The organism is Marinomonas sp. BSi20584 (assembly GCF_002792415.1).
Taxonomy (GTDB): domain Bacteria; phylum Pseudomonadota; class Gammaproteobacteria; order Pseudomonadales; family Marinomonadaceae; genus Marinomonas; species Marinomonas polaris.
This window is the reverse complement of sequence record NZ_KZ454879.1, coordinates 121330-135038: the sequence shown is the minus strand read 5'-3', so window position 1 is coordinate 135038 and position 13709 is coordinate 121330. Positions and strand designations below refer to the sequence as shown.

Below are 13709 nucleotides of genomic sequence, written 5' to 3'. Positions count from 1 at the left end.
AATTAACACAGTTAAATTGACCAGCTAAAATCTGTAGCTTCAATAAAAGTCGCTACAAAAGACTCTAGACCGGCTTGGTCAACATCAGAGAATCGACCTACTTTTGGGCTATCCATATCAAACACAGCCATTAGCTGACCTCCCACCACAACAGGAATGACGACCTCGCTCGCCGATGCTGCATCACAGGCAATATGGCCGTCAAATGCGTGAACATCTTCAATACGTTGAGTCTGCAAAGTAAGTGCTGCCTTACCGCATACTCCGCGACCGAATGGAATACGAGTACAAGCCACCTTACCCACATAAGGCCCGAGTACTAATTCCTCACCACGAGCAAAATAGAAACCCGACCAATTCAGATCCGTTACGGTTTGCATAACAAACGCTGAAAATTGCGCGGCATTACAGATAAAATCGCGCTCACCACTTAGCAAAGCAGCTAACTGAGCGTTGAGCTCTTGATAAAACTCTTCAGAAGAGCCAGTAGAATGAGTTTCTATGGTAAACATCGTATTTCACACCAGTTAAAACGAAAAACTGATGATAACAAAGTCAATGGAAAGAAGAAGGTAGGAAGGGCAATAATAAAAAATGAGAGAACCAGAAAAATTCGATCTCTTGGCTCATGAAGAGGACCAAGAGATCGACCATAACACTTATTTTTTATTCATATCGGCAGAAAGGTCATTCACATTCACATGACGAACATCAACACCTTTTACCATGAAGATCAAATGCTGACAGGTATGACGAGCATGATCACCAATACGCTCCAAAGAACGTAATACCCAAATCACGTTAATCACACGAGAAATACTGCGTGGATCTTCCATCATATAGGTCACCAAAGAACGCATTGCGGTATTGTATTCTTGATCCACAGTTCGATCTTGTTTCGCCACCTTAATAGCCGCTTCAATGTCTAAACGCGCATATGCATCTAAAGAATCATGAATCATGCGAGATACCATTTGACCGATACGATTGATCTCTACGTAACCACGAGGAGACTCGCCTTCATTGATCAGGTTTAATGTCAGATTAGCAATTTTCTTCGCTTCATCGCCAATACGCTCTAGCTCACTGACCGCTTTACTAATCGACAAAACCATACGCAAATCAGATGCTGCAGGTTGGCGCTTAGCCAAGATACGACGGCACTCTTCGTCAATCAAACCATCTAACTGATTTACCGTAGCATCTTGGTTTTTCACGTCTTCTGCCAAAGAACCATTCGCATCTAATAAAGCCTGTACTGCGTCTTGCACTTGGTTTTCAACAACACCGCCCATGGTCAAAAAGTGTTGGCGAAGCAATTCCAGCTCATTGTTAAACTGCTGGGAAATATGATCCGTTGTTAATTCTTTCATAATGCGTCCTCCGCCTAGCCGTAGCGGCCCGTGATGTAGTCTTCTGTTTGTTGTTTGCTTGGGTTAGTGAACAAAGTGTTCGTGTCGCCAAACTCAATCAAATCACCCATGTACATAAACGCTGTGTAATCAGATACGCGCGCTGCTTGCTGCATGTTGTGTGTCACAATCGCGATAGTGAACTCGTTTTTCAACTCATGAATCAACTCTTCGATCTTCAAGGTTGAAATAGGGTCCAACGCTGAAGCAGGCTCATCCAGCAATAACACTTCTGGTTTTACCGCAACCGTACGAGCGATAACCAAACGCTGTTGCTGACCACCTGACATACCCAAAGCGCTTTCATGTAGACGATCTTTTACTTCGTCCCATAACGCCGCAGAGCGAAGTGCCCATTCAACCGTTTCATCAAGCAGACGCTTTTTATTAATACCCTGAATACGAAGGCCATAAGCGACGTTTTCATAAATACTTTTGGGGAACGGGTTTGGCTTCTGGAACACCATGCCAACACGACGGCGTAGCTCAGCAACGTCTGTGCCCTTAGCGTAGATATTCTCATCACGTAAGTTGAGCTCACCTGTAATACGGCAACCATCTACCAAATCATTCATACGGTTAAAACAACGTAATAACGTCGATTTACCACAACCAGAAGGCCCGATAAACGCTGTTACCTTTTTTTCTGGAATGACCATGTTTACGCCTTTCAGCGCTTCTTTTTCACCGTAATACAGGTGCAAATCGTTTACAGATAGGCAAACGGTTTCATCTTCAATGCGCAACGCCTGTTGGCTACGCTGCATTGCTGAAATATCAATTGAGTGTGTTTTAACGTCGCTCATAATAATCTCTTCTCCGCCGCTTACATTTCCAGCGATTTGTATTTTTCACGTAAATGATTTCGGATCGTTACTGCTGACAAATTCAGCAAAGCAATAACCACCACAAGCAATAAGGCTGTTGCGTACACAAGAGGTCGTGCCGCTTCCACGTTAGGACTTTGGAAACCAACGTCATAAATATGGAAGCCTAGGTGCATGAATTTTTGATCTAAATGGATGTAAGGGTAATTACCATCCAATGGCAATGATGGCGCTAGTTTCACTACCCCAACCAACATCAATGGTGCCACTTCACCTGCCGCACGAGCGACCGCCAAAATAACCCCAGTCATAATAGCCGGACTCGCCATTGGCAACACCACCCGCCACAAGGTTTCAAACTTAGTTGCACCCAGAGCCAAGCTGCCTTCTCGCACGTTACGAGGAATACGTGATAAACCTTCTTCAGTAGCCACAATCACGACAGGTACCGTCAATAATGCTAACGTGATAGACGCCCACATCAAACCACCGGTACCAAAGGTTGGAGATGGCAAGGCTTCTGGGAAGAACGCTTGGTCAATACCGGAACCTAAAAAGTAAATAAAGAAACCTAAACCAAACACACCGTAAACGATAGAAGGTACACCTGCTAAATTGTTTACCGCGATACGAATAATACGAGTTACCCAACCTTGAGACGCGTATTCACGAAGATAAACCGCCGCAACCACACCAAATGGTGTCACCAGAACCGTCATCAGCAGAACCATCATGACAGTACCGAAAATGGCTGGGAACACACCACCTTCTGTGTTGGCTTCACGCGGCTCGTCTGACAAGAATTCCCACAATTTAGTGAAGTAAAAACTCATCTTCTGAGGCACGCCCATCGCATTAGCACGGTAAGCGTGAACAATCTTGGCTACCGGCATTTCATGCACAGAGCCGTCCATCACTTGCACAACAAAGGTATCGCGGTTGATTTTGGCATAAAGGTCGATCAGGCTTTGCTGAAGGCCTTTGTACTCTTCATCGTATTGACCACGTTCTGCTGCAAGATCTGCCGCTGCCGCTGGTGTTAGCTTGTTTTCTAGTTCTAAACGACGTTGCTCAAGACGAATACGCTCCAATGCGTAGTTGATCTTACCAATGTCTTTTTTCTCAATTTCATGGATCTCATCGAAAAGAACGGCTGCACGTTCAATGCTCTTCTCAAACGCATTCCATGTCGCCATAGCCGAATCAGTTGGCGTCAAGTCTGTGGTTTCAGAAACGATCTTGCCATCTTCTTTCACTGCTTTAAGGTAACCATATAAGTTACCCCATTCACGACGCTCAGCGGTGAATAACATTTCTGGACGTTTAGTGTCGGTTAGATATTCATCGATAACCCAACGAAAATCCGAACCGTACACATCACGGTTACCGGTTTTCATGAGAGTACGTTGCATCAACTGATGTTGATCTGGAATAGCAATTCCCGCTTCACGTAACTGGGCCGCAGGAACTTCCACGCTTTCAACTCGTTCTGCAACAAGATTGTATTCAGATTCACCTGGCAAAGCGTAATGTGTTTCTACCACATCCGCAGGCCAAAAATGCCCTAAACCACGCACTGCAATAAGCAGTAACAAACCTACAACCATGATGACTGAAATGGCTACTGCGCCTGCGTTTAGCCACACCCATGGATCACCAGACTTGACCCATTCAGATACGGATTTTTTCTTCATTTTCATTTGAGTACTCATTATAGCGACCCGTATTTTTTGCGTAGGTGCTGACGCACGGTTTCAGCGATTGTGTTCACCACAAAGGTGAAGATAAAGAGCACAAACGCCGCTAAGAACAAGATACGATAGTGAGAACTTCCCACCTCAGACTCTGGCACCTCTACCGCCAAGTTGGCTGCTAGAGTCCGCATACCTTCGAATATGTTGAAATCCATAATCGGCGTATTACCCGTTGCCATCAGTACAATCATGGTTTCACCCACGGCACGACCCATACCAATCATAACGGCAGAGAAAATACCAGGGCTCGCGGTCGGTAACACCACGCGAGTCATGGTTTGCCAGTAAGTAGCACCCAATGCTAATGAACCTTGAGTTAAGGCTTTTGGCACACTAAAGATGGCATCTTCAGTAATAGAGAAAATAGTCGGGATAACCGCAAAGCCCATGGCAAAACCAACCACCAGCGCGTTACGTTGGTCAAAGGTAATACCAAGATCATGAGTAATCCAGCCGCGAATGTTGCCACCAAAGAAGTTCAATTCAATGATTGGACTCATCGCCAAACAGAACCAAGCTAAAAATACGATAACTGGAATAAGCAACAATGGCTGCCAGCCATCAGGCACCAACCAGCGAATTTGCTGAGGTAAACGTGACCAAATATAAGCAAATAGTAGAATACCAACCGGCAGAACGACGAAAATACTGAACGTTGCTGCTAGGTTTTCTTCTAAGAAGGGCGCGAAGAACAAACCCGCTAAGAAGCCCAAAATTACCGTTGGTAGGGCTTCCATCAATTCGATCACAGGTTTGATCTTACGACGTAATGCAGGCGCCATGAAGTAAGCTGTATAGATAGCACCACAAATCGCCAAAGGCACCGCCATTAACATCGCATAGAATGCTGCTTTCAAGGTACCAAATGCTAATGGCATCAAGCTGTATTTAGGTTCGAAGTCATTGTTCGCCGCAGAAGACTGCCAAGTGTAAGTCGGCTCTTGGTAACCTTCGTACCACACCTTGCCCCACAAAGAGGACCAAGATACTTCTGGGTGTTCGTTGTCTACGTGGAAGAAATGCACACCTTTGCTGTCTTCTAACAACAAACCGTTTGCTCGTGGTGCAAAGCTGATTAGGCGAGCGGTTTTATCACTCAGTTTTTCATTCAAAACTTGGCGAGTAGATGTTGCATTATAGATAGCAACCAAGCCACGCTCATCCAAGGTAGCAAAACCTTTACGACGTTGCTCCATTGCCAAATCGACTAAGGCAACAGGTTGTTTAACATCGCGAATAAAAGTGAGTTTTTCTTCGTTGGTATCATCGTTACGAACGTTAAACCACTGGCTCACTCGACCAGAAGAGTCCGCTACCATGATAGAAGACTTACCCAATAGGTAGGTCATCGAAATAAGTTTGGTACTAGCGTCTTTGAACAGTGACATTTCATTTTTAAGCTCGATATTATCGAAATCTCGCAGATCAAACTCACTCATGGCACCAGAACGCGTCGCCACATATAGGTAACGCTGATCACCACTCAGTAGCATGCTGGCTACATCAGGAACGAAAGGTAATGGCTCGCTCTGCTCGCTCAATTCCACTTCATCAGTGATAAAGTTAACGTCTTTCGTTACTTTAGTGATGGCGCTGCTTGAATCACCAATCGCCGCCATGGTTAAACTGTCGCTGCCATCACGAAGCGCTAGCTTCTTGATCGCGAAATCCGCCACATCAACAGGTTCTTCACCATATGGGTATTCAACCACTGGCGTAATTTTACGCTCGCCACCAGGATAAGAAGTCTTGTAATCATGTTTTACAATCAGCGCTTTACCGTCTTCATAACCAAACGCCATTAAATGGCTAGTATCTGATTCAATAGCAAAGGCGGTGACTTTTTCAGTACGAAGATTTTTGACAATATTGATCACGCTGCCATCAGCAACAGAGAAGAAGACAATACTACCATTACTCGCCACTCGCATACCGATTTCAGCTTGCTCTTCGGTAGTTAAGTAAAGGCTTTCACCTTGATCCTGTGCAGGCAAGGTGTAGCTCGCCTTAGGATCAATACTAGCGCTAGAAAACAATGGCGCCACTTCATAAAGTAAATAGAAGCAAATCAGCAGCACAGCCAAAATAACACTGCTGCCACCCACGGCAATACCCATTCCAGCCATACGGTCTTTCAGGGCGCGAATTTTACGATGACGCTTTAAAGCTGGCGTATTGAAATCCAGCTCAGGCATCTGATGGTCAGTTGATTTAGTCATCCGCATTCATCTTTGTTGTGTGACATTTTTTTATGTGACAGTAGTGTGACAGCCTACTGCACAGAGAAAAGTAGGAGAGCGTTTCGGCCCTCCTACTTTAAGCATCTAATCCGTAGCTCACTACAGCGCTGCTTAGTTAATACCTAGATCTTTCAGATATTTACTAGCTACTTTCGCTGGAAGAGGTACATAACCGTCTTTTACGACAACCTCTTGGCCCATTTTAGAAAGAACCATTTTCACGAACTCACGTTGTAGTGGTTCAAGCGGCTTATTAGGCGCTTTGTTTACGTAAACGTAAAGGAAACGAGACAGTGGGTATTTGCCAGTCGCTGCATTTTCAATCGTTGCATCAACAAACTCGCCACCGTCTTTCTTAGTCAAAGGTACGGCACGTACAGAAGACGTTTTGTAACCGATGCCAGAGTAACCAATACCGTTAAGAGAAGTTGATACAGACTGAACAACAGAAGCAGAACCAGGTTGCTCATTTACACTGTTTTTGAAGTCACCTTTAAAAAGCGCGTGCTCTTTGAAGTAACCGTAAGTACCAGATACTGAGTTACGACCAAATAATTGAATGTCGCGTTTAGCCCAAGCACCGTCTAGGCCAGCTTTACCCCAGTTAGTGATGTCTTCGCTGTGGCCACCCTTACGAGTAGAAGAGAAAATCGCATCTACTTCAGGAAGAGACAAACCTTTGATTGGGTTATCTTTATGTACGAATACCGCTAGAGCATCGATAGCCACTGGGATAGCTGTTGGCTTGTAGCCGTACTTTTTCTCAAACGCTGCGATTTCTTTGTCTTTCATTGTACGAGACATAGGGCCGAAGTTTGAAGTACCTTCAGTCAAAGCTGGTGGCGCAGTAGAAGAACCAGCCGCTTGAATTTGGATGTTTACATTTGGGTATAGACGTTTAAAGTCTTCTGCCCACAATGTCATCAAGTTTGCTAGGGTGTCAGAGCCAACACTTGAAATATTGCCAGAAACGCCACTTGCTTTGCTGTAAGACATCAAATTTGAATCAACATCTGCAAAAGCGTTAACAGAAACGCTTACTGCCGCTGTCATCGCTAAACCTGCAACTAGTTTTTTCATCACATAAACCTCAGTGGTTGTAGTCAAATATTTATGAGCAACTGCCCATAGCTCGTTCGATGCTTTGTACTATAGGAAAGATATGTGACAGAAATGTTAAACAATGAAATATTTCAAAAATAAATTATGAGTCTTTACAAAACCAATAGGAAATCGTCACGAGCAAACAGCAAGTTTCTTTGTCCATACGATTTTAATCGCTGTAACATATTCCAACACTACGCCATTGAAAGGGCCCACTAAGTTGCTCAAACGTCAAAATAAACGCTTATCTAATCGTTACTTATTATTGTCCCTAGTAGTAGCGCTCGTGCCATTATTGGTTTTTTCCGGACTCTATGACACTTATCTGAATCAGCTAGTTATAAAAATATCGAGTGAACAATTAAGTACTCGCGTTGCGACTGTTCAGAATGAATTTCAGGCTAATCTTCGTGAGCGACTTTATCAGCTTGATGTCCTAGCCGATGAATTAGACAACCCCAAAATTTATACGCTTGATGGAGCTCAGTCGTTGTCGTCTGAATTGCAAACCTTGCTAAGAATTCAAACAGACTTACAAAATGTCTATGGCATTGCATTTTTTGATGAGCACAAACAATACTTGTGGAGCTTTCCTGAATACGCCTACTCGCAAAACCGCTACAATCAATCCTTGATCTATCCTGTTACACAATTTGAAGACGCTGGCATTTATGGTCCAGAAACCTATTCATTTGATCGACCCTCTTCCGTCTTATTATTAAAACAAATCAACACCAGCAGTTTTGCCATCGAACATGCGCCATACATCGGCATTATTCTGCGCTTTAATTCGCTCGCTTCTATACCCAAGATACTCGGTGTCGATGGTATTTATACACCATTATTAGATGTTCCTGGTGATCGTTTATTTGATATCGTCGGTCAGCCTGTGGACAAAGATACAAGCATTAACACCAGTTATGATTTGCTGCCCAACTGGTCACTAAAGCTGCGTCAAAACAAAGATCTTTCTAGCCCACCAAGTGCAGAAATGCGTTACTGGCTGATTCTCTTGGTACTATTTACCGCCGCAGGCCTATTACTGCTGCATTGGTATATTTCAAAACGCTTAAACCGACAACTGGATAAACTCATTGATCGCGTCGAAAGTATTGCTGCTGGCGATTTAGACTCACCAGTGCCATTGCAACCAGGAACAGAATTAAAACGGTTAACCTTAGCCATTGATCGCATGCGCTTACAACTACATCACGTAATTCAAGCATCAGTAGAAATGGAGAGACAAGCCTCATTAGGACAACTGGCGGCGGGATTAGCTCATGACATTCGAAATCCGCTGACCATTATCCGTATGACGATACAAACTTTAATTAAGCGAGAATCCAACCCGCAACATAATGAAATGCTGGTGATGGTTGAAGAAGAAATAGAGCGCGTTAATCGAGTCATTGAAAACTTGCTAAACTTCGCTCGACCGACACAACCAAAATTAGAGAAAATAAGCTTGCTAGAGCTACTAGAAGGTATTCGAGCACTGGTAAACGCGTCAGCCAGAAAACAAAATGTTGGGATTACGCTAGACTGCGACCCTTTACTTGAGATAACTGCCGATTTGTCTCATATTCGACAGATTTTAATGAACTTAATACTCAATGCGATTCAGGCAATGCCAACAGAAGGTGGGCAAATCACCTTGCTTGGATCAAAGAAAGATGGGCAAATTATTTTATCCGTAACCGACAATGGTAAAGGCATTCCAGCATCACTCATGCCACGAGTATCGGAACCTTTCTTTACTACTAAGTCTGCGGGCACAGGATTAGGATTAGCAATCTGTCATGTATTAGCCAAGTCCAACCATGCTGAACTTTCCATCGAAAGTCAGGAGAATACAGGCACTAAAGTTCAACTATGTTTTCAAAACGACCGAATAGAAGAAGATAAATATGAGTAGCCTAACTGTTTTGGTAATAGATGATGAACCCAACTTGGTTCGCAGCATCCAGTTCTCCCTTAATGACCAAAACATGGATCTCCACGCGGCGTATTCTGGAACCGAGGGTATAAAAACATTTACAACCTTAGTTCCAGACGTCGTGTTATTGGATTTAGGCCTACCAGATATGTCCGGCTTAGACGTATTAACTCAGTTAAAAAGCCTATCTGCTGACACGCCAGTCATCATGATTTCTGCACATGGTGATACTAGAACCGCAGTAAAAGCAGTAAAAGAAGGCGCGCTCGACTACATCACCAAACCGTTTGATATCGATGAGTTAGAACTTTTAATTCGTCGCTGTGGTGAACAGCAGAGGCTATCAAAAGAACTGCGCTTTTTGCGCTCTAAGCAAATCCATACGCATCGTATTATTGGCAATAGCCATAGCACCCAACAACTCCGTGACATGATAGAACAAGTAGGTAGTAGTGCTGCTAAAACCATTTTGATCTCAGGCCAATCTGGAACAGGGAAAGCCTTAATTGCACGCAGCTTGCACGATGTTCGTTTTGATGATGCCCCTTTTATCGAAATAAATTGTGCCGCACTACCTGAACAGCTTATCGAGGCAGAGCTATTTGGTGCAGAACGCGGTGCCTATACTGGCGCGGTACAAAAGCGAGATGGTCTTATTTCACTAGCAGATAATGGCACATTATTTTTAGATGAAATTGGCGAAATGCCATTAGCCATTCAAGCAAAATTACTGACGTTTCTAGAGAATCGCGTTTATCGCTCCATCGGTGGAGGAAAAGAACGCAAAGCCAATGTCGTGGTCATTGCTGCCACCAACAAAGACCTTAAAGAGGCCGTTGATGCCGGTACTTTCCGCACCGATTTGTATTACCGACTCAATGTGGTACCAATTAATGCCCCAGCGCTAAGTGAGAGAACGCAGGACATTGCTTTATTAGTAAGTTTCTTCAGTGAGCAGTTTGCAAAACAAGAAGGCTGTAATCCGCCAATTTGGAGCGATGACGTTATTTTCCAACTTAAAGCCTACTCGTGGCCGGGTAACATTCGGGAACTCAAAAACTTAGTCGAACGCATTACTATTTTGTATCCAGGCCAAGCAGCCATGCCAAAACATTTACCAAGCGAATATCGACAAGGCCCACTACAGCCTAAAATAGAGGACTCAAATTACTCTTCGTCAGTAGAAAACAAAGAACGAGAGCTAATCCTAAGTGCTTTAAGCAAATGTGGCGGCAGAAAAGGCCTTGCGGCTGAACAACTCGGCATATCTAGGCACGCGTTAAAACGCAGAATACAAAGACTTCATATAGATCTTTAAACTCAGAAAAAATAACAATAAGAATGCCCTTATGAAAAAATTAACCTGGTTACTCGCCCTATTAGGATGTTTCACAGCAACAAACAGCCAAGCCGAAATAGTGCTAGGCAATCAAGACAAAGCTGACATAAATGTTGGCTGCCTTTTTCCGCTTACTGGACGTGGCGGTTTATATGGCGAAGACAGTAAAATTGGCATTCAGCTAGCACTGGAACAGCTGGCGAACAAAACTGATCACTATCCTAGTTTAAAAATCATTATTGAGGACTCTAGATCGAAAGCCTCACGAGCCACACGTTTAGTAAAAGAATTGGTAAGAGATCATCAAACACGCTTCATTTGTGGCGTGGTGAACTCATCTATTGCGTGGCAAGTTGCCCAAGTTGCAGAGCAAGAAAACGCCTTTTTTATTGGCACTGATCACGCTTCATCTCGCATGACAGATACAGGCAAGCGCCCTTTATATTTTCGTGTCAGTAATAACACCCAACAAAGTATGCTGGCAGGAGCCAAATATATTCGTGAGCATTTTCCGTCTTCCGCCAGCAAACCCATTAAAATTTCCTATATTGGCCCAGACTACGAGTACGGCTACACCATGTGGGATGATTTAGAAGATGCCCTTAAACAGCAACAAGTCAACTATGAAGTCGTCACTACTTTATGGCCCAAACTTTATGAACCAAACTACTTTACCTTTATTCAGGCACTCCTAGAGAAGCCAACAGATTTGATCGTAAATGCCATGTGGGGTGGCGATCTTGTCACCTTTATTCAACAAGCCAATAGCGCTAATCTTTTCCAACATGCACGTTTTGCTAATTTCGACACTGGCGCCAACTTTGAAGTCCTTGCAGCATTAGGCGAAGACATGCCCGAAGGACTCATTTTGGCATCTCGTCATCACAATAACTGGCCAGACACAGCATTTAATCAATGGTTTGTATCACGCTTCCATGAATTAAGCGGACGCTATCCTTCTTATGCTGCCGAAGGTGCGTACTCAGGAATAATGGCCATTGCTGAAGCCGTTCACCTTGCGGGTGTCGATGCAACTAACGAAGAGTTGCAAACTGTACTCGAAAACTTAGTGATTAAACTACCAGAAGATCCCACAGGTTTTTCGTCCTACATGGATGCAAACACTCACCAACTTCAGCAAGTTATTTCCATCGGAACCTCGACTAAAGACACCTCCCTTCCCCCAGCAGCACGTTTGCTGCATAACTGGTCGGTTTACTACCCTGATCGTCGTCAATCGCACTAATTTTTTGAGCGGTTACCGATCATAAAATGGCGATCATCATGATCGGTAACCGCTCAAAACATCCATATAGACATACCTAAAAAAAACACTTTTTTATATTAATCAAATAGATAGATATTATTAAAAAACTGGCATCCTGCTTGCTCTTATCTAAGAAGCAACATTGTTCTTAGTAAAAAAATAAGAGCGCGCATTAATACAAATGCCATCCTATCTCATAAGACCTCCCAGCGACTTGAGTGGCTTCTTATTTATTATTTCTTTTGAGCAATGACGTGTTCGTCATCTGTTTATGGCTCCTTTGTGATCCTAGCAACGACAAAAACAGAGCGTCTTAAAATAACCAATATAAAGGTGATACTCATGTTAAAAGACATGTCACTTCTAAAAACTCGCTGCTTAGTCAATGGCGAGTGGGTCGAAGCCAAAGCAAAAACCACACACCCTGTCACGAATCCTGCTACAGGCGAAGTCATCGCAGAAATTCCTCATCTTTCACCAGAGGAAATCCCTGCTGTTATAGAAGCATCTCGCATTGCACAAAAAAAATGGGCGGCACTCACCGCCAAAGAGCGCTCTGTAATATTAAGACGCTGGTTTGAGCTAATGATCGAGAATACCGACGACCTAGCCCTATTGATGACTACAGAACAAGGCAAACCGTTAGCCGAAGCAAAAGGCGAAATTGGCTACGCTGCATCTTTCATTGAATGGTTTGCTGAAGAAGCAAAACGCATTTATGGCGACACGATTCCAGCACCTCGCGCAGATCAGAGACTGACCGTTATCCGTCAACCTATTGGTGTAACCGCCGCGATTACCCCATGGAATTTTCCAGCCGCGATGATTACCCGCAAAGCCGCGCCAGCACTGGCAGCAGGATGCTCAATGATCGTTCGTCCTGCGGACTTAACGCCGCTTACTGCGTTAGCCATTGGCGAATTAGCACAACGTGCCGGTATTCCTGCTGGCGTTTTTCAAGTCATCACGGGGTCTGCTAGCAAACTAGGCAAGGTTCTTACCGACAGCCAAGTCGTTAGCAAGCTGTCTTTCACAGGATCAACGGAAGTCGGTCGTTTATTAATGGCGCAATGCGCGCAAACCATCAAAAAAGTCTCTTTGGAACTTGGCGGCAACGCGCCCTTTATCGTCTTTGATGATGCGGATCTTGATAAAGCTGTTGAAGGCGCTATGGCTTCTAAATACCGTAACGCGGGACAAACCTGTGTTTGCGCAAACCGTATTTTGGTTCAGCGCGGTGTTTACGAAGAATTTACTGCGAAACTGACCGAAAAAGTCAAAGCTTTAAAAGTAGGTAGCGGTGTTGAAGCTGGCACCGACATTGGCCCAATGATCGAAGAAAAAGCCATCACTAAAGTAGAAGATCATATCCAAGACGCCGTCAGCAAGGGCGCCAAACTGGTCTTTGGTGGCGAACGTTTGGGAGGGCTCTTCTTACAGCCAGCGATTTTGACCGGTGTCACTGCTGACATGAAAGTCGCACAAGAAGAAACCTTTGGTCCGATGGCGCCGTTGTTTGCGTTTGATACCGAAGAAGAAGCCATCGCCATGGCAAACGATACGATTTTTGGACTCGCCGCGTATTTCTATACTCGCGATCACGGCCGCATGATCCGCGTATCAGAAGCGCTGGAATACGGCATGGTTGGTCACAACACAGGGTTGATTTCAAACGAAGTCGCGCCTTTCGGTGGCGTCAAACAGTCTGGTCTCGGACGCGAAGGCTCTAAGTATGGCATCGAAGAATATCTCGAAATGAAATACGTATGCAGCGCTCTATAAGCCAACAACAGTAGCCAACAACAATAAATTGGAGATCATTATGACTGA

The 13709-nt window shown here is 44.2% G+C and carries 10 protein-coding genes; 4 read left to right on the top strand and 6 right to left on the bottom strand.

All coding sequences use genetic code 11. The annotated features are described in order from the left end of the window. Positions 1-11: 11 nt before the first annotated feature. The 6 genes from TY87_RS12095 to TY87_RS12070 all read right to left on the bottom strand — a co-directional run bounded on the left by TY87_RS12095 (position 12) and on the right by TY87_RS12070 (position 7313). Positions 12-512 carry a GAF domain-containing protein gene (locus TY87_RS12095; protein WP_100187269.1) on the bottom strand — a complete coding sequence of 167 codons (501 nt, stop codon included), beginning with the start codon at positions 510-512 and terminating at the stop codon, positions 12-14. A 147-nt stretch (positions 513-659) separates the two neighbouring features. Next, positions 660-1373, bottom strand: coding sequence for a phosphate signaling complex protein PhoU (gene phoU / locus TY87_RS12090; RefSeq protein ID WP_100187268.1), 714 nt, complete (start codon positions 1371-1373; stop codon positions 660-662). A gap of 14 nt (positions 1374-1387) precedes the next feature. After that, positions 1388-2218: a phosphate ABC transporter ATP-binding protein PstB gene (gene pstB / locus TY87_RS12085; RefSeq protein ID WP_100187267.1), complete on the bottom strand. Its 831-nt coding sequence runs from the start codon at positions 2216-2218 to the stop codon at positions 1388-1390. 20 nt (positions 2219-2238) lie between these two features. Continuing rightward, positions 2239-3939 (bottom strand): phosphate ABC transporter permease PstA, encoded by a 1701-nt coding sequence (pstA, locus tag TY87_RS12080; RefSeq protein WP_100187266.1) that lies wholly within the window; start codon positions 3937-3939, stop codon positions 2239-2241. Between the two features lie 11 nt (positions 3940-3950). Beyond that, positions 3951-6212, bottom strand: coding sequence for an ABC transporter permease subunit (locus tag TY87_RS12075; RefSeq protein WP_198432082.1), 2262 nt, complete (start codon positions 6210-6212; stop codon positions 3951-3953). Between the two features lie 132 nt (positions 6213-6344). Beyond that, on the bottom strand, positions 6345-7313 hold the full coding sequence (locus TY87_RS12070) for a PstS family phosphate ABC transporter substrate-binding protein (protein WP_100187264.1): 969 nt from the start codon (positions 7311-7313) through the stop codon (positions 6345-6347). Positions 7314-7557: 244 nt separating this feature from the next. Here TY87_RS12070 and TY87_RS12065 point away from each other — a divergent pair, with 244 nt between their 5' ends. The 4 genes from TY87_RS12065 (at position 7558) to TY87_RS12050 (ending at position 13661) form a co-directional block, all read left to right on the top strand. Further along, complete coding sequence (locus TY87_RS12065; RefSeq protein ID WP_100187263.1) at positions 7558-9252, top strand: sensor histidine kinase; 1695 nt, start codon at positions 7558-7560, stop codon at positions 9250-9252. Continuing rightward, on the top strand, positions 9245-10591 hold the full coding sequence (locus tag TY87_RS12060; RefSeq protein WP_100187262.1) for a sigma-54-dependent transcriptional regulator: 1347 nt from the start codon (positions 9245-9247) through the stop codon (positions 10589-10591). The genes TY87_RS12065 and TY87_RS12060 overlap by 8 nt, the downstream gene beginning before the upstream one ends. 31 nt (positions 10592-10622) lie before the next feature. Beyond that, a complete protein-coding gene (locus TY87_RS12055) occupies positions 10623-11858 on the top strand; it encodes an ABC transporter substrate-binding protein (RefSeq protein WP_100187261.1) in 1236 nt (411 codons plus the stop codon). 363 nt (positions 11859-12221) lie between these two features. After that, on the top strand, positions 12222-13661 hold the full coding sequence (locus TY87_RS12050; RefSeq protein WP_198432081.1) for an NAD-dependent succinate-semialdehyde dehydrogenase: 1440 nt from the start codon (positions 12222-12224) through the stop codon (positions 13659-13661). Positions 13662-13709: the final 48 nt, after the last annotated feature.

Coding starts and splice junctions, on each gene's coding strand:
- TY87_RS12095 (WP_100187269.1), bottom strand. CDS start 512: ATGTTTACCATAGAAACTCATTCTACTGGCTCTTCTGAAGAGTTTTAT.
- phoU (WP_100187268.1), bottom strand. CDS start 1,373: ATGAAAGAATTAACAACGGATCATATTTCCCAGCAGTTTAACAATGAG.
- pstB (WP_100187267.1), bottom strand. CDS start 2,218: ATGAGCGACGTTAAAACACACTCAATTGATATTTCAGCAATGCAGCGT.
- pstA (WP_100187266.1), bottom strand. CDS start 3,939: ATGAAAATGAAGAAAAAATCCGTATCTGAATGGGTCAAGTCTGGTGAT.
- TY87_RS12075 (WP_198432082.1), bottom strand. CDS start 6,212: ATGACTAAATCAACTGACCATCAGATGCCTGAGCTGGATTTCAATACG.
- TY87_RS12070 (WP_100187264.1), bottom strand. CDS start 7,313: ATGAAAAAACTAGTTGCAGGTTTAGCGATGACAGCGGCAGTAAGCGTT.
- TY87_RS12060 (WP_100187262.1), top strand. CDS start 9,245: ATGAGTAGCCTAACTGTTTTGGTAATAGATGATGAACCCAACTTGGTT.
- TY87_RS12055 (WP_100187261.1), top strand. CDS start 10,623: ATGAAAAAATTAACCTGGTTACTCGCCCTATTAGGATGTTTCACAGCA.
- TY87_RS12050 (WP_198432081.1), top strand. CDS start 12,222: ATGTTAAAAGACATGTCACTTCTAAAAACTCGCTGCTTAGTCAATGGC.